The sequence below is a fragment of the Mesorhizobium sp. M0207 genome (genome assembly GCF_040321995.1).
Taxonomy (GTDB): Bacteria; Pseudomonadota; Alphaproteobacteria; order Rhizobiales; family Rhizobiaceae; genus Mesorhizobium.
This window is the reverse complement of the sequence record NZ_JAMYSQ010000002.1, coordinates 1-23,117: the sequence shown is the minus strand read 5'-3', so window position 1 is coordinate 23,117 and position 23,117 is coordinate 1. Positions and strand designations below refer to the sequence as shown.

Below are 23,117 nucleotides of genomic sequence, written 5' to 3'. Positions count from 1 at the left end.
CGTACGATTGATGAGTGCCGCTCGCACCTTTTAAAATTTCCCTGTGGATATTCTCACTATGACGATGCGGTGTCGTATTCGTTTGGTCGCGGCTGAGTAGAAGTAAGCAACTTGGGCTCGGGGGAATCATGAACAAGTTGCTTGTTGGTGCGGCATTGCTTGCCGCTGGTGTCTTCGGCGCGGATACATCTTTCGTTTCTTATATTAGAAGCTCCGCAGGGATGGCGGCTTTTGCGCAGGAGGCGCAAGGAACTTCGTCCGACCCTGGCGCGCCCGCAAATGGTGGCCTTGGCAATGGCGGGGCAGCTATGGGCAGCGGCGGCTCATCGGATCAGCCGAGTGCGGCGGATGAGCCCGCTTCCGGCAGTGCACCGGCGACCGAGGCCCCAGATGCAGCGGCCGCGGTCGGCACGGCGGATCAGTCGACCGACAGCGAGGCTGCACCCGAGGAGCCGGCCGCGGCGGCTGCCACCGCGACCACGACCACGACAAGCGGCGATCCGGAAGCGATCGGCACGCCGAAGGTGGATCTGCCGAAGAGCTCAGGCAACGGCAATCTGGGCTATGCCATCGGCATCGACGTCTCGGACTTCCATGGCATCGAGCCGTCGATCGCGCTCAACTATGACTCTTCGCGCAGAACCAAGCTAGGTGCCCTCTACCAGGGTTGGCTGGGCTATGCCTGGGGCCTTGGCGGTTTCGACGTCATCGAGCGGGCAAGCCCCGGCTATGGCATGCCGGCCTTCGATGGCACCGACATCTATCTGCTCGACGGCCAACAGCTGGTTGCCTGCGTCGCCGGCACGGTGTCGCCGTCGTGTTCGACCGGCGGCACGCATGCGACGGAGAATGAATCCTATCGCCGCATTGCGCTGAACGGCACCACCAACGAATGGAAGGTGACGGATCGCGACGGCACCGTCTCGACCTTCCGCTCGGTCGCTGCGGTCGCGAACCTGACGCCGACCGCCGGCACACCGGCCTATGATCTGGCCCAAAACTATCGCTGGCTGCTGACCTCGGTCACCGACCCCAATGGCAACAGCGTCGCCTATAGCTACACCTGCCCGGCAAGCCCGGTCTGTTATCCCGACACGATCAACTACAACGGCACGGTGGTAAAATTCTATCTGGAGACACGGCCCGACCCGATCCTGATGGGCAATGGCCGCGACATCTCCGAGACCAGCCAGCGCATCAAGGCGATCGGCGTCACCGTCGGCACCGCGCTGCGCGGCGCCTACAAGCTGACCTACGACCAGGCGCCGTTCTCAAACGCCTCGCGCCTGACCGCCGTCACCCGCTATGGCACCGATGCAGCCATCGCCGCCGACGGCACCATCACCGGCGGCACCGCAAAACCGCTCGGCCAGATGACTTACCAGAATACCGATGGGGTCTACACGACCGTTAATAGTGCGCTCCTCACAGATGGTCCTCTCTTTCCGTCCAGCGTGGGAGCACCAAACGAGGTCGGCGATTTGGACTTTGACGGCCGCGACGAGATCTTTGGCGACTACCCCACGCAAGGGGAATCGCCAACTGGGCAAAGAACTGCCAGCAGAACAAAGTACCGATACAAATTCAATTCGAATGGCGCACTCATTGATATTATCTCGGCAGGCCTTAACGCAGCGTATGACGGCAAATATTCTTCTCAGCCTGGCAGGCTCTTGGCCGGCAAAAGCACGATGGACTTTGCCGACACGGTGACAACGACTTCGGATGACGGCCACACGGTGACGACGGGGACACGCGGCGCGATTGTCCTCACAAACAGCCAGCTGGCGTTGACCAATGCCAATTGCAGGCCAATCCCGATCATAGGCCCCCCGGTCACGCCGCCGCCTGGCTATGAAGCCGCGTGCGATGTGCTCTCGGCTGGCCCGGCTATTGTCGCCGACGCGGACGCTGACGGCATCGATACCGTCAACGGGGGCGGGTTCGGCACCGTGATCGGTGTCGGCGATTTCCTCGGCAATGGGCATCAGCAGCCATTATTCGCGCCGCTACTGGGCGGAAACGTAAAGAAGGCTATCCTGTCAAACGGCACGTGGGAATCGGTCGATCCCTCATTTTCCCCCAGCTGCTCGACGTTTGGAGAGTTGGGCACCTGTGTTCTGGCCGATGTGAATGGCGACGGCGCGACCGACATTTTCCACTACAAGGGCAGTGATGACAGCGTCAGACTCTGGCTGTCGACCGGTGTCGGCTTCAAGGAGTACACGGTTTCCTCGATACCAGGAACGTCCGCCGTTCTTCGCGATTTCGACAATGACGGCCGCATGGACGTCATTACCATCGGTGGCACACTGACGGCGCGGAGGGCCGACACGATCCGCGTCTTCTCGCTGCGTCCGTCGTCGACGGCGATGGCGCCGGTGGAATTCACACTTCCGGCCAGGATGAATGCCGGCGTTGCCATAGGCGACTTCAACGGCGATGGCCTGCCGGATTTTACCGACTACAAAGACCACATGTTCATCTCCGCGCCTGGCGCCGGCAATCCGAACCTGCTGCGCTCGGTGGTGACGGAGCTCGGCGGCACGGTCGCGGTGGAGTATGCGCCGTCGTCGACTTGGGTGAACACCTATCTGCCGCAGGTTGTGCATGCGGTGACAAAACTGTCGGTCGGCGACGGCCGCGGCCAGACGGCGGTGAGCACCTACGCCTATGCCGGCGGCAAATACGATCCGGCGGCACGCAAGTTTCTGGGCTTTGCCTCGATCGTCGAGACCAAACCGCTGGCCAATGGCGAGACGGCGGCCTCGAAGATCGAGACCATCTACCGCCAGGACCTGGCAAGCTACGGCCTGCCGTCGCTGACGGTATGGAAGGATGGCGCGGGCACCGTGCACAAGCAGGTCACCGAGACCTATGCGGTCAACACCGCGATCAAGCCATACACCGTGCAGAACACTGCGACCGACACGACGCTGACCGAGACATTGCACTCACCTTGAGGGTCGAGCGGGCGTTCGATGCCTACAACAACGTCACCGGCGTGAAGGACTATGGCCGCACCGACGTCAGCGGCGACGAGACGTGGACGGTGGCGAGCTTTGCGCCCAACACGAGCGCCTACATCGTCTCGCTGCCGAGCAGCCAGACGGTGCGCGCCGGGCTGGACACCAGCTTCCCCTATATCGGCTACGACGAGACCTATTATGACGGCGGCGCCAATTCGACATCGCCGGCCAAAGGCAACGTCACCCGCAAGCGCGGCTTCTCCGATTACTACTCGGCGCCGCAAAAGGAGGTGAACCAGTATTTTGCCTATGACAGCTTTGGCAACAAGCTCTCGGCCACCAACGGCCTCGGCCACAAGACCGAATGGGATTATGATGCGACCTATCACCTCTATCCTATAACCGAGCGGGCGCCCCGCTATTTTGCCACCGGCGGCCAGGTAGCCGACACACGCTTCGTCTCGAGCGCCACCTATAATGCCGTTTGCGGCCAGCCGGCGACGAAGACCGACGTCAACGGCCTGGTGAAGACCTTCACCTACGATCCGTTCTGCCGGCCCTACCAAGTCTCGCAGAGCGTCACCGGCGCCTATGCCAAGACGCGCTTCGAGAACGAGGGCAATCCGGCGACGCAGGGGCTGGCCAAGCTGACGCCACTGCCCAATGGCGCCGGTGAGGACTTTGTCCGCTCCTATTATGACGGGCTCGGCCGGGTCTACCGGGTGGAAACGCCCGGAGAAACGGTGGCCGGAGCAAAGCGCATTGCCGACACCGATTATGATCTGCGCAGCAATGTCCTGCGCACAGCCTTCCCACGCTTTGTCGGCGACACGGCACAGTGGTCCACCAACAGCTACGACTGGAACGACCGGCTGGTGAAGACCGTCTATGCCGATGCCAGCCAGGCGATTTTCGCCCACAGCCTCGACAGCGTCACCGGCACCAATCCGCGGCTTTACGCGGTCACTGAGACCGACCAGATCAATGCGACGACCACGCGCCAGTCGAAGAGCGTGTCCTCGACGCGCGGCGATGTCGTGCAGATCGTGCGCGATCTCGGCGGGCTTAATCTGACGGAGGGCCGCAGCTACGATGTGCTTGGCAGGCTGGTCGGGGTCAGCGATCCCGGCGGCTCGAGCTGGAGCTACAGCTATGACATGGTCGGCAACCGGCTTTCCGCAACAGATCCCGACCTCGGCAGCTGGTCCTATGTTTATGACGGCGCCAACCGGCTGACCAGCCAGACCGATGCCCGCGGCACCGTCACTACCTTGACCTATGACCAGATGGACCGGCTGACCCTGAAGACGGCAACGGCGTCCGGCGGCAGTGCGGTGACGCTGACCCAAAACACCTACGACCAGGCGGCGGCGGGCTATTACAACATCGGCCAGCTGACGACCTCGACCAACCCTGCGGCAACCCAGGCCAACAAGTATGACGGCTTCGGCAAGGTCGCCCGCCAGGACGTCACCATCGGCACGCTGACCCACACCACGACCAATCTGCGCGATGCCTCCGGCCAGACGCTGCGCACCCAGTATCTGCCGGTGCAGCTCGACTTCGGCACGCTGGCCGCCCCGCTGCAATACACCGCCGGCAACAAGCTGCTCTCGGCTTCAGGCTTCATCACCTCGACGATCTACGAGGCCGATGGCCAGACGAAGGAGATCACCTATGCCAATGGTGTAAAAACGTCCTTCACCTACTCGTCGACCCGCCGCTGGCTGACCCGTGTCACCACGGCAAAAGGCGCCACTGTGCTGCTCGACGATCTATATGCCCGCGATCTCCTCGGCCGCATCACCGGCACGACCGGGCTGACGGCTTCCGACAGCTGGACCTATGCCTACGACAAGGCCGACCGGCTGACTTCAAGCGACAATCTCGGCAACAACACGCTCGACGAGACCTTCGTCTATGCCGCCAACGACAATCTGACCTCGCGCACCCGTGTTGCCGGAACCTATGTCTATCCCTCGGCGAGTGCTGCTCGTCCGCATGCCCCGACCGCGGTCGGCGCCAAGACGCTCACCTATGATGCCAACGGCAACATGACCGCCGACGGCACCAGGACGCTCTCCTGGGACGAGGCCAACCGGCTGAAGACGGTCACCCAGGCCGCCAATACCGTGTCGCTGTTCTACGGCCCGGACGGTGCGCGAGCCAAAAAAGCCTCGTCTTTCGCCACCACGCTCTATCCCGATGCTTCCGTCGAGATCGATCCGGCGACACCGGGAGCGGAGATCTACACCCGCTATCCCCATCCCGACATCAAGGTGACGGGCACGACCAAAGCCTTCCTGCACCGCGATCACCTGGCGTCCGTGCGCATGGTCACCGACGCCACCGGCGCCATCGTCGAGGCCACAAACTACGCCACCTATGGCGAGCGGCTCAACACCGGCTTCCAGACGCAAAAGAGCTACATCGGCGAGCGCTTCGATCCCGAGACCGGCCTGCTCTACCTCAATGCACGGTACATGGACCCGCTGCTAGGACGGTTCATCTCGCCGGATGACTGGGACCCGACGCTGCCGGGTGTCGGGACAAACCGGTATGCATATGCCCAAAACGACCCCGTCAACAAGAGTGATCAGAATGGGCATCAGGTTGAAGTTAAAGAGGAAGAAATAAGAGGCGAACCGCCTGAGGTGACAGCTGAAAGTGAGATCAATAACGCGAGAGCCGATACTATTGAGGGGGAAATTAAAACCGAATATGATCCTAACTTCAAGACTGAATTTGTTGTCACCACTCCGAACTCGATCGAAGTCTCCCGCGCACGTCTGAGTTATGCGCAAAGAACGCTCAACGCATACAAGAGTGGCGAGCTGGAGCCTGAAAATGCTTGCACTCCGCAGGCTGCGGCGCGCGCCAGAGCAATGCCAAATCCTGGCGGAAAGCTTGGGGGGCCAGCACACCGGGAAGGTGTTGCGGACGTAATTGCAGACTTAAAAGCGAGAGGCTTTGACGAAATCACCACCGAGGTGAAAGTTGACGTCACGAACGGAACGAAGAATACTCGTTATGTTGATGTCCGGGGCGTCCGAACTTCAACGGGGGAGCACATCGATGTCCAAGTTGGTCGAACCAACCCATCTCGAGGAGACCCTGTTGCGCGAGAGCGTGCTGCGATGGAACAAATAGGCCGTGCCACCGGGCAAGATGTCGATTTCTACGATTACAATGCCAAATCTTACGTGTCGGTTGATCAATGATAGGCAAGCAATTTAGTCTTTTTCTATCGTACAGAGATGAAAATATCTTCAACGATTGGTTGTGCAATGTTGTAGAGAACATAGTATTTATTAATTCTTCTTTCAAAGAAGGTGATATCCTAATTTTAGGTAAGCCTATCCGAGGAGGAGTAAGGTCTTTCAAAAATAGAAGAGTTCTCGTATCGTCAGAGGAATTTTTGAGCGACTTGGTTATCGAGCACGATAGTGGAGAAAAATTGGCCAAAGTTAATTCGAGGTCGTCTCCTGTAATTGAGTATGACATAAATTTATTAGATGGAGATGTAATGCTGCCTGGTAGAATGTACTATAATTTGGATTTGATACAAGAAAATAGGAGGAAAACTTACGAAGCATACTTTAGCTTGATATTCAGGTCATCTAAGTCAAGGCTAAATAAAGTTAAAAATAGGTATGGAAGCATAATTTACCTAGGTGATGAAATGCTGGTTGAGTTCGAAAATAAGACTATGGATTTTAGATTATTATAGATGGAGGCACTGGAGATCCCGGTGTAATCATTATCTTGCGAGGAGCATTCTCGCCGCGGTTGGCCGGCAATGGCGGTGCTCCGACGGCTACCGGAGAGGCTGTCAAGAACAACAACTCGTCAGGAGGGCGCAATGACCCGTATGGCAATCAAGCTCGCTTCGATCCTGCTTTTTGTGCTGGCCACAAGCAGCCTGTGCAACGCGGAGAACGCCGACGGAGTGAACCCGGCTGCCTTCGCCCGAACCTTGGTCAATGCAGCCAACGGGCAGGCGGATTTTGCCCGCGCAAAGCTCGCGGTCGACAGGTTCGTTGATCCATCGATCAACGAAGAGGCCGCTCTCGGCGAGATCGACGCAATGGTCGTCACTGTCAACAAGATGCTCCGCAGTCTGCCTCCTGACGCGGCTCCCACCAGCATGGAGAAGATGAAGGCGCTCCGCGCCTTCCTCTATGAGGAATTACGGTGACAGTGCACTTTTATCGTGGTCGCATGGCCGTCGTTATGTGCAGCTTTGACGGCATGGCTCGGCTCACCCCATAGGCAGCGGCGGCCGGCTACTACAACATCGGCCAGCTCACCACCTCCACCAACCCTGCGGCCACTCAAGGCAACAAATATGATGGCTTTGGCAAGGCCGCCCGCCAGGACGTCACCATCGGCACGCTGACCCACACCACGGCCAGCGTGCGCGATGCCTCCGGCCAGACGCTGCGCACCCATACCTGCCGGTGCAGCTCGACTTCGGCACTTCTGCCGCCCCGCTGCAATATACGGCCGGCAACAAGCTGCTCTCCGCCTCCGGCTTCATCACCTCGACGATCTACGAGGCCGACGGCCAGACCAAGTCGATCGCCTATGCGAACGGGGTCACGACAAGCTTCATTTATTCGTCGACCCGCCGCTGGCTGACCCGTGTCACCACGGCAAAAGGCGCCACTGTGCTGCTCGACGATCTATATGCCCGCGATCTCCTCGGCCGCATCACCGGCACGACCGGGCTGACGGCTTCCGACAGCTGGACCTATGGCTACGACAAGGCCGACCGGCTGACCTCGAGCGACAATCTCGGCAACAACACGCTCGACGAGACTTTTGTCTATGCCGCCAACGACAATCTGACCTCGCGCACCCGTGTTGCCGGAACCTATGTCTATCCCTCGGCGAGTGCTGCTCGTCCGCATGCGCCAACAGCGGTCGGCGCCAAGACGCTCACCTATGATGCCAACGGCAACATGACCACCGACGGCACCAGGACGCTCGCCTGGGACGAGGCCAACCGGCTGAAGACCGTCACCCAGGCCGCCAACACCGTTTCTCTCTCCTACGGCCCGGACGGCGCGCGAGCCAAAAAAAGCTCATCCTTTGCCACCACGCTCTATCCCGACGCCTCCGTCGAGATTGATCCGGCGACACCTGGAGCAGAAATCTACACCCGCTACCCCCATCCCGACGTCAAGGTGACCGGCGCGACAAAAGCCTTCCTGCATCGCGATCACCTGGCCTCTGTCCGCATGGTCACCGACGCCGCCGGCGCCATCGTCGAACAAACCAACTACGCGACCTACGGAGAACGCCTCAATACCGGCTTCCAGACGCAGAAGAGCTACATCGGCGAACGCTTCGATCCCGAGACCGGGCTGCTTTACCTCAATGCACGGTACATGGACCCGCTGCTAGGGAGGTTCATCTCGCCGGACGATTGGGATCCGACGCTGCCTGGAGTTGGAACGAATCGGTATGCCTATGCTCAGAATGATCCCGTCAACAAGGCGGATAACAATGGGCATACGCTGCGCGCCGATGACGATGACAAGGAAGGCGGCGGCACCAACAACGGCTCCTCCGATGACGAGAGCGGTCCCCAAGCCACCGGTGATAAAGCGGCGAAAGAATTTCCAGATAACTTCAATGATAAGAAATGCGACGGTAGCTGCAAGAAAGTTGCGACGAATGATTTCTTTGATGCCCTATTCCCAACAGATCCCATCGAGGCGGCCAAACAGCGCAATCTTCTCCCGCTTGAGCGGGTTATGCGGGCTAGCAAATTCGAAAGCCTGGCCGCTGTAAGGAAAGCACAGACCTTTAAGGAAATTGGCCAAGCAGCTCGGAAATCGATAAAAGATGGCAAATGGAATACAGAAATTAGGTCCGTTGTTAACGCTAGAGACATCCCTGATTTAAAGGACAGGTGGCTTGGCCCGAACGCTACCGAGGTAAAACCAGGAGAGTGGATTTCGGCTGATGGACTAAGAGGATTCCGAGATATAGCTCCAAAATCGAGCCCAATGGCAACTACAGGATTTCAGGCAAATTTCGAGGTTTATGATCGGCTAACACAGAGAAGAATATCGAATGTCCACGTTCAGGTAGATCCATGATAGTCATAAAACATATTTACAGCCGAGACCTGCTTGTCGACGGGAAAATATTTGACTTGTGGGACCTGCCAAAGCAGTCGAGCGTATCTATTAATATTAGGGTAACTATTGGATTTTCGGAAAACGAATTTGAGGAGGTCTTTGATTCGGCAATAATCACGGGAAGTGCTGCTGAAAAGTTTGCCGAGAACCCCAGCTCTATTCCATACGGCGGGAAAGTCTTTAAATACGACGAATTTGACCCGGCTTTTGTCAAGGCTGATTTACACAAAAAGATATATGGATGTAACCGGGAAGATTTCCGCGAGAGTATTTCTGAGCTATCAAAGATTATGGAATGGGATTTTGAGGGGATGTAAATAAACATTGAGGTTGAAAACTGGGGATTACGGGAATTACGTTGAATTACGGTGACAGTGCACTTTTATCGTAGTCGCATGGCCGTCGTTATGTGTAGATTTGACGGCATAGCTCGGCTCACCCCATAGGCAGCGGCGGCCGGCTATTACAACATCGGCCAGCTCACCACCTCCACCAACCCTGCGGCCACTCAAGGCAACAAGTATGACGGCTTTGGCAAGCTCGCCCGCCAGGACGTCACGCTGGGCACGCTGACCCACACCACGACAAACGTGCGCGATGCCTCCGGCCAGACGCTGCGCACGCAATACCTGCCGGTGCAGCTCGACTTCGGCACGCTGGCTGCCCCGCTGCAATATACGGCCGGCAACAAGCTGCTCTCGGCCTCCGGCTTCATCACCTCGACCATCTACGAGGCCGACAGTCAGACGAAGGAGATCACCTATGCCAATGGCGTAAAGACCTCCTTCACCTATTCGCCGAGCCGCCGCTGGCTGACCCGTGTCACCACGGCCAGGGGCGCCACAGTCCTGCTCGATGACCAGTATGCCCGCGATCTCATCGGCCGCATCACCGGCACGACCGGGCTGACGGCTTCCGACAGCTGGACCTATGGCTACGACAAGGCCGACCGGCTAACCTCGAGCGACAATCTCGGCAACAACACGCTCGACGAGACGTTTGTCTATGCCGCCAATGACAATCTGACCTCGCGCACCCGTGTTGCCGGCACCTATGTCTATCCCGCGGCGAACGCTGCTCGTCCGCATGCGCCAACAGCGGTCGGCGCCAAGGCGCTCACCTATGATGCCAATGGCAACATGACCGCCGACGGCACCCGGACGCTGACCTGGGACGAGGCCAACCGGCTGAAGACCGTCACAATCGCCGCCAACACCGTTTCTCTCTCCTACGGCCCGGACGGCGCGCGAGCCAAAAAAAGCTCATCCTTTGCCACCACGCTCTATCCCGACGCCTCCGTCGAGATCGATCCGGCGACCCCGGGGGCGGAGATCTACACCCGCTACCCCCATCCCGACGTCAAGGTGACCGGCGCGACAAAGGCCTTCCTGCACCGCGATCACCTGGCCTCGGTGCGCATGGTCACCGATGCGACAGGCGCCATCGTCGAGCAGACCAACTACGCAACCTACGGCGAGCGCCTCAACACCGGTTTCCAGACGCAGAAGAGCTACATCGGCGAACGCTTCGATCCCGAGACGGGGCTGTACTACCTCAATGCACGCTACATGGACCCGCTGCTAGGACGGTTCATCTCGCCGGATGACTGGGATCCGACACTGCCGGGCGTCGGAACAAACCGGTATGCGTATGCCCAGAACGATCCGGTCAATAAAAGCGATCAGAATGGGCACTGTCCTACCTGCATAGGAGTCATTGTCGAAGCAGGTATGGCGCTTCTGAGCGGCACCACAGAAGCCAACACTCCTGAGACGCCGGACGACGTTACACAAACAAGCGAATCTATGGCCGTGGCCAACATGGCCTTGGGAGCGATTCCTGGCGAGGCCGTAAATAAGTTTGCAGGAGCGACGATTGGTAGGCTAGCTTCACGAGCTAGCGTATGGGTTATGGAACAACCGGTTGTCCGGGGCTTCATAATGGAAACTAGATTAGGTGCCAATCTTGCTCCGAATTTTCCTACTATAGATGGTTGGAACCCCTTAGCGGGGATAGCTCGCAGTATCAAATCTGTTGATTTAACAGCTCGTACATATCAAGATCCGAAGAAACTAGGGTCTACTCTTAGAAGCTATTTGAGGGACATTGCCAATTTCAAAGGCGCGGTTGGAAAGACAAGAGCAGGAGAACCAGTACAAATTACAAGTTCCTCCATTAAGAAAAGGGAACTCGAGATTGCCATTCCGGGAGCACCGACCAAGGCACAGCAGGCAGTCATCGATTCAATAAAGGCTGAGGGAAAAACATCAGGCGTTGATGTCAAGACAACTGTGGTTCCATAAGATGAAACGATGCTTTCTGTTAATTTTTGAAGGAAAAATATTTGGTGTGCCTATGGTTACGACCAAAACAGGGTGGGAGAAATTTGTAGGGCCGGCGACCTTGATCGGAGAATTGTCGTCCACCAAAGATTTGGAAATTGGCATTGCTACACGCGAGATGGTTGAGGCCCACGTCGAAGGTGTTCCGGATGGAGTTATCAATCCGGATTTGCTTATAAGATCTGTGTCGCGCTATGGGCTGAATTCAGTTAATTCTCTCTTTCAGAAATGTCTACAAATGTCTGTTGAGAAGGAGGCGGAAGACAAATATAAACTCACTCCATATGCTCGGTCTAAGAACAAAGGAACAGTAGGAGCTGAAGAATTAGACACTATTCTATTTTCCAATGGACAACCCGAAGAGTTAGGCTGTGCCGTTAGAAAATGTATATCATACTGTCGCTAATGGCGTAAATCCATTGCTCTGGAATTACGAATTGCGGCGATAGTGCGCTTTTTGGCAAACCCGCCCGCCAGGACGCCACGCTGGGCACGCTGACCCATACCACGACCAGCGTACGCGATGCCTCCGGCCAGACGCTGCGCACCCAGTATCTGCCGGTGCAGCTCGACTTCGGCACGCTGGCCGCCCCGCTGCAATATACCGCCGGCAACAAGCTGCTCTCGGCTTCAGGCTTCATAACCTCGACCGTGTATGAAGCCGACGGCCAGACCAAGTCGATCACCTATTCGAACGGGGTCACGACAAGCTTCATTTATTCGCCGACCCGCCGCTGGGTCACCCGCGTCACCACGGCAAAGGGCGCCACGACCCTGCTCGACGATCAGTATGCCCGCGATCTCCTCGGCCGCATCACCGGCACGACGGGGCTGACGACTTCCGACAGCTGGACCTATGGCTACGACAAGGCCGACCGGCTGACATCGAGCGACAATCTTGGCAACAACGCGCTCGACGAGACGTTCGTCTATGCCGCCAACGACAATCTGACTTCGCGTAGCCGAGTTACAGGCACCTATGTCTATCCCGCGGCGAGTGCCGCTCGTCCGCACGCGCCAACAGCGGTCGGCGTCAAGACACTTGGCTATGACGCCAATGGCAACATGACCTCCGACGGCACCAGGACACTGGTCTGGGACGAGGCCAACCGGCTGAAGACAGTCACCCAGGCCGCGAGCACCGTGTCGCTGTTCTACGGGCCGGACGGCGCGCGAGCCAAGAAATCCTCAAGCTTCGCCACCACGCTCTATCCCGACGCCTCCGTCGAGATCAATCCGGCGATACCGGGGGCGGAGATCTACACGCGCTATCCCCACCCTGATATCAAGGTGGTGGGCACGACAAAAACCTTCCTGCACCGCGATCATCTGGCATCTGTCCGCATGGTCACCGATATGTCGGGTGCCATTGTTGAGGCTACCAACTACGCCACTTATGGCGAACAGCTCAACACCGGCTTCCAGACGCAAAAGGGTTACATCGGCGAGCGCTTCGATCCCGAGACCGGACTGCTATACCTCAATGCGCGATACATGGATCCGGTGCTGGGGCGGTTTATTTCGCCCGATGACTGGGATCCGACGCTGCCGGGTGTGGGGACCAATCGATACGCCTATGCCCAGAACGATCCGGTCAATAAGGGTGATCAGAATGGGCATCAAGTGCAAAGTCCTCGGTCATGTGACTATTCTGGGGACAATAGCAACGATGACGACAGTTTTTTTGGAGGTCTCTTCGGAGGTCTCTTCGGTCACAACGTTGCCAACTCGTCTGCCGATGATAATGAAAGTAGCGACGGCGCTAACAAGACGGGTCCGGATGTTTCGGGGAATCCGGCAACACCGAATCCGTATGATCCGGACAATGGCAATAAAAAGGTCGACAGCAATAAAAAGGCCGGCAAGTTCACTGGAAATTGGAATTCGCTTCGGCCTGAGGAGAAGGCGTTTGCAAAAGAACAATTGGACATGGGGAATGATGTTGAAGCCGTGCCTAGGGCAACAATGAAGACTCCGGATTTCAAGATTAATGGTATTCAAACAGAATTCAAAGAGCTTACCGTCAATGGCAACAATACACTTAAAAATGGAATTCAAGAAGCCGTCAAACAGAGTGATAGAAATGTATTTGTTGATGCAAGAAAAACTGAAATAACAAGATCTCGGGTTCTTCATGAAATTCAGAGGGTAGAGGGTAATATAGGTTATTATATTAAGGGAAGAGTTACAGTATCAACTATCGCAGATGGGTTGGTTAGATATTAGGAAAAGGTAAAATATGTCTCTCTCAGCAGCTGTCTATAAAAGTAAGAAGTCTTTGGAGAAGCAGTTCAATCTATCCGATTGCGAGATTGACGCTGACACTGGTGAGGTAATTGCATCTAAAGCATTGAATCAAAATTTTGACTATGCGGATTCGATCGCAATACGCGTGGATTTTGGTAATATTGCCCATATCAAGTTCCTTAGTGACACAATCGCAGAGAAATTTGGTGATAGAGAATCAATATTGGAGAAGCTTTTCTTGTATTCTGGAGGCCATTTTGGCGATATGATTGAAAATTCTTATTTCGATAAAATTCTAGAAGAGCTAAATATGCTACGCGATTCAGAAATTATAGAGGTGAGAGATTTTTCTACTCAGGTGCGGAGCCTTGTGAAGGCGGCAATTAAAGAAGGTAACCCGATCGTCTTCATCTGAATTAGAATTGCGGAATTACGGTGAATTACGAATTACGGTGACACCCATTAGCCGGCCTCTCGTCAAGGTCGCGCGGAACTTTTTTGGCGGTGTCAGCCGCCAATTTGCATCCTTTTCTTTTCGTTCCCTCAGCGGCAGGCTTTGAACCGCACCCGTTTCTTCACGCTTGGCTGCGATGAACGATCGCGCCAGACACCCATAGGGATCAAGCATTGGTCAGGCCTTGCGGCTTTCCCATGCCCTGACGCCGTTGCCCAATGGCGCCGGCGAGGATTTTGTCCGCTCCTATTATGACGGGCTCGGCCGGGTCTACCGGGTGGAAACGCCCGGCGAGACGGCGGCGGGAGCAAAGCGCATTGCCGACACCGATTTTGATCTGCGCGGCAATGTGCTGCGCACCGCCTTCCCGCGCTTTGTCGGCGACACCGCGCAGTGGACGACCAATTCCTACGACTGGAACGACCGGCCGGTGAAGACCGTCTATGCCGATGCCAGCCAGACGATTTTCGCCCACAGCCTCGATAGCGGTACCGGGACCAATCCGCGGCTTTACGCGGTCACCCAGACCGACCAGATCAATGCGACGACCACGCGCCAGTCGAAGAGCGTGGCCTCGACGCACGGCGATGTCGTGCAGATCGTGCGCGATCTCGGCGGCCTCGCTCTGACGGAGGGCCGTACTTACGACGTCCTTGGCCGGCTGATCGGGGTCAGCGATCCCGGCGGCTCGAACTGGAGTTACGCCTATGACATGGTCGGCAACCGGCTTTCGGCAACGGATCCCGATCTCGGCAGCTGGTCCTACGTCTATGACGGCGCCAACCGGCTGACCAGCCAGACCGATGCCCGCGGCACCGTCACCAGCCTGGCCTACGACCAGATGGACCGGCTGACCTTGAAGACGGCGACGGCGTCCGGCGGCAGTGCGGTGACGCTGACCCAGAACACCTACGACCAGGCGGCGGCCGGCTACTACAATGTCGGCCAGCTCACCACCTCGACAAACCCTGCCGCAACTCAAGGCAACAAATATGACGGCTTTGGCAAGGCCGCCCGCCAGGACGTCACCATCGGCACGCTGACCCACACCACGACCAGCGTGCGCGATGCCTCCGGCCAGACGCTGCGCACGCAATACCTGCCGGTGCAGCTCGACTTCGGCACTTCTGCCGCACCGCTGCAATATACCGCCGGCAACAAGCTACTCTCGGCTTCCGGCTTCATCACCTCCACCATCTACGAGGCCGACGGTTCGACCAAGTCGATCACCTATGCGAACGGGGTCACGACAAGCTTCATCTATTCGCCGACCCGCCGCTGGCTGACTCGCGTCACCACGGCCAAGGGCGCCACGATCCTGCTCGACGACCAGTATGCCCGCGACCTCCTCGGCCGCATCACCGGCACGACCGGGCTGACCGCTTCCGACAGCTGGACCTATGGCTACGACAAGGCCGACCGGCTGACCTCGAGCGACAATCTCGGCACCAACACGCTCGACGAAACATTCGTCTATGCCGCCAACGACAATCTGACCTCGCGCACGCGCGTTGCAGGCACGTACGTCTATCCCGCGGCGACAGCGCCGCGTCCGCATGCGCCGACCGCGGTCGGCGTCAAGACGCTCAGCTATGACGCCAACGGCAACATGACCACCGACGGCACCAGGACGCTCGCCTGGGACGAGGCCAACCGGCTGAAGACCGTCACGCAAGCCGCCAGCACCGTCTCGCTGTTCTATGGTCCCGACGGCGCACGCAGCAAAAAAAGCTCATCCGTCGCCACCACGCTCTATCCCGACGCCTCCGTCGAGATCAATCCGGCGACACCCGGAGCGGAGATCTACACCCGTTATCCCCATCCCGACATCAAGGTCACCGGCACCACAAAAGCCTTCTTGCACCGCGATCACCTAGCCTCGGTGCGCATGGTCACCGACGCCGCCGGCGCCATCGTCGAGGCCACCAACTACGCCACTTACGGAGAACGCCTCAACACCGGCTTCCAGACGCAGAAGAGCTACATCGGCGAACGCTTCGATCCCGAGACAGGGCTGCTGTATCTCAACGCCAGATATATGGATCCGGTGCTGGGCAGGTTCATCTCGCCCGACGATTGGGATCCAACTAAACCAGGCGTCGGCACCAACCGATATGCCTATGCTCAGAACGATCCGGTCAACAAAGCTGATAACAATGGACATTGCCTCGAAGACGCCTGCATCGGGGAGGCACTAATTGGCTGGACTATTGGGGCCGCTATACTCAGCTACGTCAGCGCAGATACTATCGATGATGGTAAAGTAAACAACTCTCCGATAACAAATACTCAGAAATTATGGGACTTAAACAAGCCTGCCGTTGCGGAGAGTTCGCCGACAAAAGCTCCTGCTGTTTTAGAAAACAAAGCATACGATGAATGGGATTATGGCCACCTCGGGGAGCCGTACGACCCAAAGGGAAGGCTGAAGGATCGTGACGAGGATCTCCTCGACCATGTCGTCGGTCCGCACATAAACGACAAAAAGTTGGATGAAACAATCGACAGAGCTAACGGCAGCATAAAACAACGTGAACTGGATCAACTTTATGAAAGGCAAGATCGCTATACGCAGAAGGTTCACGCCGATAGAATAAATGTAGAAAAAAAATACCGTGATATGTTGACTGCAGAGCGTGAACGGAGATCTGCCGAAAAGGCTAAGGCTGAAAAGGCGAAAAATGAAAAAGGTGAACCTGGTGACAGTAGCGACGGCCAAGGCGATGACGGGTCTGGAAATTAAAGCAGATAGGTGTATAAATGAGTGAAGACTTATCGAAGTACTCAACAGAAGAACTGATAGCATTGGCTCGAGGCGTTGCAGAAAATGACGATGCTCTAAGCTATAAGGCGACAGGACAGGCTATTCGAAGATGGAGGAACGGGGAGGAACTTGAAGTTCTTGTAAAACTCCTTGAATCAGAAAGATCCAACGATCGAATCCTTGGTTCCTATTATCTTAACGAGGTTAGTAAAAAATTTCACGTATTGAAGACGGCTGCAACAGAACTTGCAAATGACACTCTTTCGGCATGCCGCCGCGCTTTTGTTGTGTACATGACTACGTCCGGCTATTACGATGAAGAGGTTGCTCAACCCCTAGCGAAATGTCTTCTCGACCTAGACCTTTATGTTCGGGTGGCAACCATAGAATGGGCGATCCGTTCCCCTCAAAAAGTATTTCAGGATTTCGCGAAGCGGGTAGAGTCCGGCGCTGGCGGACTGAAGCCAGAATTCTCCGACCCGCTAAGCAATGAATTTTGGAATAACTCGAGCCAAAATCGTGCATCCCGTGGACTTGAGATTGTTCGTCGTTTCCGCTCCGGAGAGGAAATAGGACTTATCAGAAGGAGCGTGGTAGGAGAGGATAGTTTCACCTTCGATATCATCGAGTTTTCTACACAACTCGTGAGCGCTATACAGAATGGCAAAAGATGATGAAGTACGTGGCACCCATGTAGCTCGCCTCCCGTCAAGGACGCGCGGAACATTTTGGCGGCGTCAGCAGGAAATTTGAACCAATTATTTTTCTCTCTTGGGGTTTTGAACCGCACCCGTTTCTTCAAGATTGGCTGCGAGAAGGATCGCGCCAGACACCTATGAGGATCAAGTATTGGTCAGGCCTTGCGGCTTGCTCTCAACCCTGGCGGCTCAGCCACAGAAGAACGTTGGTTCCGCGCCGCGTTCAAATGGGTCTTTGAGTTTCCACGGCTGTCGGGTTCTCGACGCCAATCTCCGCCTGGCTCCCGGCGCGGGCGATCCGCTTCACATTACCGCTGGCGACGGCGATCCGGCATCCAATTCAGTGCAGCTGGTTGCAGTCCCAGTGTCCCAGTCACCGCACGTGGCTTGCCGGACCGCCGTCTTCCTTCAGGCGAAGCCGCGCGTCACATCGAACGGCCCGCCCTCCTTCAGGATGTGGTAACAGGCGCGGGAAATGCGGTGACAGGCAAATGCGGTGACAGTGCACTTTTTGCCATGTTCGCGCGGCTATCGCTTTCAGCACCGCTTCCTCATGGAGCAAACGTCCTTTGCTCTCCAAAATCGCACGCGGTCTTCGCCTGACGCCAGCTTACTGCCCTCTTCTATCCACCTGTGGACAGACGCGAAATAACGCCAGCAATTCCAGCGCCCATCCCCAAGAACCCCTAGACTAAAACCTTAGGGGAATCGGGCGGATGTCGATCAATCTGAGTAATTGCGTGGTGTTGTGCATGCTGCTCGCATGCGCAGGTTGCACGTCTCCGTCGGGCAAGGATTTTTTCACCGAAACCGTTGATAGTCTGCATGCAAAGAACTCGCCGCTGCGGGCGGGATATAACGCTTCCCATCCCTTAACTGCGGCAGGTGAAGCCCAGCGCTTCTCCGGTGCGCAGTATCAGGGCTCCGGTAATTTCGTCTCCTCTGGCGCGCCAATCGCCCAAGTGACGGCCGATGGTTCTGGTCAATTCGAGCTCAATCTGGTCAACGCACCTGTCGCACAAGCGGCGAAAGCCGTGCTTGGCGACGCGCTTCACCTGAACTACATCGTCGACCCGCGCGTGCAGGGGACGGTGACGCTGCAAACGTCACAACCTGTATCGCAGGACGCGCTGGTCGATATCCTGGAGTCCGCACTTGCCGTAAACAATGCCGGCATCACCAAACGCGCCGGCACCTACCAGATCGTTCCGCTGTCCGACATCATGTCCAGCACCCCGTCGGTCAGCGTGCCGTCGGTTTCGCCTTCCGGCCCTGGCATCAAGGTGCAGGTGCTGCAGCTGCAATACATCGCGGCTGACGAAATGAAGACGATTCTCGAGCCGATCACCCGGCAAGGATCGGTGCTCAGGGTCGATTCCACCCGCAACCTGATCACGGTCGCCGGCAACAACAGCGACCTCGACGCCATTCGCGAAGCGGTTTCGGTGTTCGACGTCGACTGGATGCGCGGCATGTCGGTCGCCCTTCATCCCCTGAAGACCTCAAAGCCGGAGGCCGTTGCCTCGGAACTCGATTCGATCTTCGGCACCAAGAACGGCCCTGGCGCCAAGATCATCCAATTCATTCCCAACGATAGGCTGAATTCGGTGCTGGTGATCACCTCGCGGCCGGCCTATCTCAGCCGCGCCGCGGTATGGATCGGCAAGCTCGACAAGCTGGCCGAGACCAACGAGGACCAGCTTTTCGTTTATGAAATCCAGAACCGCCCGGCCAAGGAACTGGCTGCGGTGCTGAGCTCCGTGCTCGGCACTTCGGTCAAGACCGAGGGCGAGATGGCCGGCGCGAACGTGTCGCCCGACATGACGCCGATCGCCTTGCAATCCGATGGCGTGACGCCTGTGCCATTGACCGGCCCATCCCCGTCGCTGGCCTTGGCGCCAGACGAACAGTCACCCACCCACGCCAAGGTCGTGGCTGATGTCGAGAACAATGCGCTGCTGATACAGACCACGGCACGGGACTATGATCGCATCCAGCACATATTGGCGAAGCTCGACATCTTGCCGACGCAAGTCATGCTGGAGGCGGTGATCGCCGAAGTGACGCTGAACGACGAACTGAAGTTCGGGCTTCGCTGGTTCTTCGAAAACAATGGTATGAAGATCTCGCTGTCCGACGTGGCCAGCGGTTTCACCGGCGCAACCTTCCCCGGTTTTGGCTGGACCTACGCGACCGACAACATTCAGGTTACGCTGAACGCACTCGCCAGCATCACCGACGTCAATGTGATATCGGCGCCGACCATCATGGCGCTCAACAATCAAAAGGCGATCCTGCAGGTTGGCGACCAGGTGCCGATCATCACGCAGCAGGCTGTGGGAACATCGACCGCTGACGCGCCGATCGTCAATTCGGTCGAGATGAAGGACACAGGCGTTATTCTCACGGTGACGCCGCGCATCAACAACGCCGGCCGTGTCATGCTCGATATCAGCCAAGAGGTCAGCAACGTTACCAAGACGACCAGCTCCGGCATTGATTCGCCAACCATCCAGCAGCGGAAGATCCAGACGCGCGTGCTGGTCAATGACGGCGAGAGCCTGGCGCTCGGCGGCCTTATCCAGGAACGCAACAATGTCGATCGCGGCCAGGTGCCGATCCTCGGCGACATCCCGATCATCGGCAACGCCTTCAAGCACAAGAGCGACAGCGTCGGGCGGACCGAGCTGATCATTTTCATTCGTCCGCGCGTTATCCGCGACATCAGCGAGGCGCGGCAGGTCACCGATGAATTCCGCGGCAAGATCAGCCTGCAGACGCCGATCCAGCAGCGCCGCGGCGGAACCCCTCTGCAACAGAATCTCAAACGACTGAAATACTGATGGGCGCCCACTTGTCTCTCGTGCTGATTGCGACGATCGCGCTGGCGGCAATCCTTGTCGCCATTTCAGTTGCGGATTTCCGAAGGCTGATAATTCCCGATGAACTCAATCTGGCGTTGGCTGGCACGGGCCTTGGCTTCCAAGCTGCGACACAACTAGATCAGGTCCCTAGCCAAATCCTGTTCGCTGCTGGAACCTTGTCCGCTGTCTGGCTCGTCCGTCGCGGTCATTTCGCAATGACCGGCCGGGTCGGTCTCGGGCTCGGTGACGTCAAAATGCTTGGCGCCGCCGCATGCTGGATCAACCCGCTGCTGCTGCCGGTCTTGCTGTTCATAGCAAGCGCAAGCGCGCTGTTATTCATCGGTGGTCAGGTGGTCGCGGTGGGTCCGGCGGCCGCGCGGGCGCGCGTCGCCTTCGGTCCGTTCATCGCAACGGGCCTTGGCTGCACCTGGGTGCTGGAACAATTTGCAGGTTGGAACATGGGATCACTCCAATGACTTCTCTCCGTTTCATTCGACCAAGCAGAAAACACCGCCGTGAAAGCGAAAATCATGAAAGCGGCTTTACGCTGGTCGAGCTTCTGGTCGTGCTTGCCATCATCGCGCTGATCGCTACGCTCGCTGCCCCGCAGGTTCTGCGCTATCTCGGCTCGGCCAGGACCAATGCGGCCAAGGCGCAAATTCGCAACATCGAAAGCGCCCTCGAACTCTACTATGTTGATAACGCCAAGTATCCGACTTCGGAGGAAGGCCTCTCTGCGCTGGTGACGGCGCCTGCCGGTGAAGAGCGCTGGAACGGGCCGTACCTCAAGGAGACCACCGGGCTGAACGATCCCTGGGGGAAACCTTATGCCTACGAGGTGAAGGCCGATGCGAGCGGTGTGTTGATCCGCACCTTCGGCCGCGACAGCAAGCCGGACGGCAGCGGCGAAGATCAGGACATTACCAACTGATCAAGCGTTAGGATGGGAGATCGTCAGTTCCTGGGCTGTGCTTGGCGATCTGCCAACTCGAGGCGCGCAAAGCCTGCGGATGAGTAGGCTGCGCCGTCCCGATCGACCGAGATTGTGAACCGCACAGCGGCCGGCAGGCGCCGCTGGGCGCTCCAGCTGTCCGACCACAGAGATGCTCCTGGCGAGCCATCGAGATATTCGAATTTTATGGCGGTCACACCAGCAATCAGTCGAACTGATTGGCTGTCGGATGAATTGCTGTTTTCGCTGCCGCGGCGTGGTTTTTGGTCGATGGTCAGGATGTCTTCAACTTGGTCGTCGCTTCCAAGGAAAACGGTGATCTCCCGCAGTGCCGAGGATCTGAAGCCGATCGCCTGAATGCCGCTGAATTCAATCCGGGCCGACTCACCGCTAAGATAGATCACACTCTCCGGCGACGATTTTGACAACGGCAGCGGTTCCGCACGGCTGATTGCCCTTTCGAGAAACCGCGAGGCAGCATCGACCTCCATCTGCATCTCGGTTGCCTTCTCGATGCGCATCATCGTGCGGGCTTGTCCGAGAAAGACAATCATCAGCGACGAAATCACGCCGACCAGGGCAAGCCCAACCAGCACGTCGATCAGTGCAAATCCCTCGACCGACGCCGATGGCGCGCGAGTTCCACCCAGGCGGAACCATTCGAAGCTGGGCTTGAGGACGGGAAACTCTGGGAGCCACTGCCCGCAAACATCTGAGGGGCGGCTCATTGAGAGTTCGTATCCTGGACGGGAACAAACGTCAGAAACGGCTCGCCGCGCCCGGCACCAGCGGCGCCGGTTCTCTCAATGATAATCGCTGTTAGTTTCGCGTTCGATATCTCAATCGTGCGGGTTTTCAGGCTCCAACCGGGCTGCGCGGCATCGGAGGGAATTGAGTTCAACCCGGCATTGGCTTGGTAATCGGCCAGCATCGCGCGTACTGCCCGAGCAGCCTCGACCTGCGTTTTGGCAACCGCGATGCTGCGGCTCGCCATCACGATCGACTGGCTCGCTATGCCAAGCACAAGCGCCAGGATCGTCATCGCGACGATCATCTCCAGGATCGAAAACCCATCTTCTTCAGACACGGGGGCTGGCTGCGAGATCATGGCAGTTTTCGCCAAGTCACCAGCCCGGTCAGCCAGTTCACCTCGATGCGTACCGTCTGGCCTTTTCGCTGCAGACCGATGTCCACCCCGGACGCGCTGCCATCCGGGAGAAATGTCAAAGTCGCCTGCCGATCCGCAGCCACAGTTTCCAGCCCGGTCGTGACAGTCATCTCGATGTCCTCGGGCAGGACGAGTGTGTCTCGCTCATCGAAACGGATCGTGCCGGCACGAGGATTGATGACGATCTGTTTCGGCCGAGCGGTGGCGATTGCAGACGTGCGTGACAGGCGCAGTCGGGTGGCGATCTCGCTCGTCAAGGTCTCCAGGTTCCTGGTTCGATAATTTCTGGCGATGCCCGGAGCTGCAATGGCCGCGACGACAGCCATGATCGCCAGCACCACCAGCATCTCGACCAGAGTGAACCCGGCCCTCGTGTTCTCTCGTTGACAGATAGGAGGCGCGGCGTACGCATCCGGTGAAGACCGCAGACGTGCGCATCCGGCAGCCAGGAGAACCTGAGCACCGGAGTGCTGGGGTCAAGCTTTCTTTGGGGAGACGCGATGATAT

18 protein-coding genes are annotated in these 23,117 nt (G+C 57.5%); 15 read left to right on the top strand and 3 right to left on the bottom strand.

What is annotated here, in order from left to right; translation table 11 throughout:
* Nucleotides 1–221: 221 nt before the first annotated feature.
* From NKJ15_RS03890 to gspG, 15 genes are all read left to right on the top strand, one after another.
* Entirely contained in the window at nucleotides 222–2,963 is a 2,742-nt protein-coding gene (locus NKJ15_RS03890) for an FG-GAP-like repeat-containing protein (RefSeq protein ID WP_352814165.1), read from the top strand.
* Nucleotides 2,960–6,190, top strand: coding sequence for an RHS repeat-associated core domain-containing protein (locus NKJ15_RS03885; RefSeq protein WP_352814163.1), 3,231 nt, complete (start codon nucleotides 2,960–2,962; stop codon nucleotides 6,188–6,190). Before NKJ15_RS03890 ends, NKJ15_RS03885 begins: the two co-directional genes overlap by 4 nt.
* A complete protein-coding gene (locus NKJ15_RS03880) occupies nucleotides 6,187–6,699 on the top strand; it encodes a hypothetical protein (protein WP_352814162.1) in 513 nt (170 codons plus the stop codon). The genes NKJ15_RS03885 and NKJ15_RS03880 overlap by 4 nt, the downstream gene beginning before the upstream one ends.
* 132 nt (nucleotides 6,700–6,831) lie before the next feature.
* On the top strand, nucleotides 6,832–7,167 hold the full coding sequence (locus tag NKJ15_RS03875; RefSeq protein ID WP_352814161.1) for a hypothetical protein: 336 nt from the start codon (nucleotides 6,832–6,834) through the stop codon (nucleotides 7,165–7,167).
* Nucleotides 7,168–7,429: 262 nt separating this feature from the next.
* A complete protein-coding gene (locus NKJ15_RS03865; protein WP_352814159.1) occupies nucleotides 7,430–9,079 on the top strand; it encodes an RHS repeat domain-containing protein in 1,650 nt (549 codons plus the stop codon).
* A complete protein-coding gene (locus NKJ15_RS03860) occupies nucleotides 9,076–9,438 on the top strand; it encodes an Imm8 family immunity protein (protein WP_352814158.1) in 363 nt (120 codons plus the stop codon). Before NKJ15_RS03865 ends, NKJ15_RS03860 begins: the two co-directional genes overlap by 4 nt.
* A 273-nt stretch (nucleotides 9,439–9,711) precedes the next feature.
* On the top strand, nucleotides 9,712–11,424 hold the full coding sequence (locus tag NKJ15_RS03850) for an endonuclease toxin domain-containing protein (protein ID WP_352814155.1): 1,713 nt from the start codon (nucleotides 9,712–9,714) through the stop codon (nucleotides 11,422–11,424).
* A complete protein-coding gene (locus NKJ15_RS03845) occupies nucleotides 11,399–11,869 on the top strand; it encodes a hypothetical protein (protein WP_352814153.1) in 471 nt (156 codons plus the stop codon). Before NKJ15_RS03850 ends, NKJ15_RS03845 begins: the two co-directional genes overlap by 26 nt.
* Before the next feature lie 155 nt (nucleotides 11,870–12,024).
* Nucleotides 12,025–13,689, top strand: coding sequence for an RHS repeat-associated core domain-containing protein (locus tag NKJ15_RS03840; protein WP_352814150.1), 1,665 nt, complete (start codon nucleotides 12,025–12,027; stop codon nucleotides 13,687–13,689).
* Nucleotides 13,690–13,702: 13 nt separating this feature from the next.
* Nucleotides 13,703–14,125, top strand: coding sequence for a hypothetical protein (locus tag NKJ15_RS03835; RefSeq protein WP_352814148.1), 423 nt, complete (start codon nucleotides 13,703–13,705; stop codon nucleotides 14,123–14,125).
* Nucleotides 14,126–14,348: 223 nt separating this feature from the next.
* Entirely contained in the window at nucleotides 14,349–16,907 is a 2,559-nt protein-coding gene (locus NKJ15_RS03830) for an RHS repeat-associated core domain-containing protein (RefSeq protein ID WP_352814147.1), read from the top strand.
* Nucleotides 16,908–16,924: 17 nt separating this feature from the next.
* Nucleotides 16,925–17,602: a hypothetical protein gene (locus NKJ15_RS03825; protein WP_352814145.1), complete on the top strand. Its 678-nt coding sequence runs from the start codon at nucleotides 16,925–16,927 to the stop codon at nucleotides 17,600–17,602.
* Between the two features lie 740 nt (nucleotides 17,603–18,342).
* Nucleotides 18,343–20,469 (top strand): type II secretion system secretin GspD, encoded by a 2,127-nt coding sequence (gspD, locus tag NKJ15_RS03820; protein WP_352814143.1) that lies wholly within the window; start codon nucleotides 18,343–18,345, stop codon nucleotides 20,467–20,469.
* The gene (locus tag NKJ15_RS03815; RefSeq protein ID WP_352542873.1) at nucleotides 20,469–20,966 is read left to right on the top strand and encodes a prepilin peptidase; all 498 of its coding nucleotides are present in this window, start codon (nucleotides 20,469–20,471) and stop codon (nucleotides 20,964–20,966) included. The genes gspD and NKJ15_RS03815 overlap by 1 nt, the downstream gene beginning before the upstream one ends.
* Complete coding sequence (gene gspG / locus NKJ15_RS03810) at nucleotides 20,963–21,421, top strand: type II secretion system major pseudopilin GspG (RefSeq protein WP_352814141.1); 459 nt, start codon at nucleotides 20,963–20,965, stop codon at nucleotides 21,419–21,421. Before NKJ15_RS03815 ends, gspG begins: the two co-directional genes overlap by 4 nt.
* Nucleotides 21,422–21,444: 23 nt before the next feature.
* Here the strand turns inward: gspG and NKJ15_RS03805 are convergent, their stop codons facing one another.
* Genes NKJ15_RS03805 through NKJ15_RS03795 form a run of 3 tightly spaced genes read right to left on the bottom strand, consistent with a single transcriptional unit; the run spans nucleotide 21,445 to nucleotide 23,002 of the window.
* Nucleotides 21,445–22,170 (bottom strand): PulJ/GspJ family protein, encoded by a 726-nt coding sequence (locus tag NKJ15_RS03805; RefSeq protein WP_352814140.1) that lies wholly within the window; start codon nucleotides 22,168–22,170, stop codon nucleotides 21,445–21,447.
* Nucleotides 22,167–22,550, bottom strand: a complete 384-nt coding sequence (locus NKJ15_RS03800) for a prepilin-type N-terminal cleavage/methylation domain-containing protein (protein ID WP_352814138.1) — start codon at nucleotides 22,548–22,550, stop codon at nucleotides 22,167–22,169. Before NKJ15_RS03800 ends, NKJ15_RS03805 begins: the two co-directional genes overlap by 4 nt.
* Nucleotides 22,547–23,002 carry a GspH/FimT family pseudopilin gene (locus NKJ15_RS03795; RefSeq protein WP_352814579.1) on the bottom strand — a complete coding sequence of 152 codons (456 nt, stop codon included), beginning with the start codon at nucleotides 23,000–23,002 and terminating at the stop codon, nucleotides 22,547–22,549. Before NKJ15_RS03795 ends, NKJ15_RS03800 begins: the two co-directional genes overlap by 4 nt.
* Nucleotides 23,003–23,117: the final 115 nt, after the last annotated feature.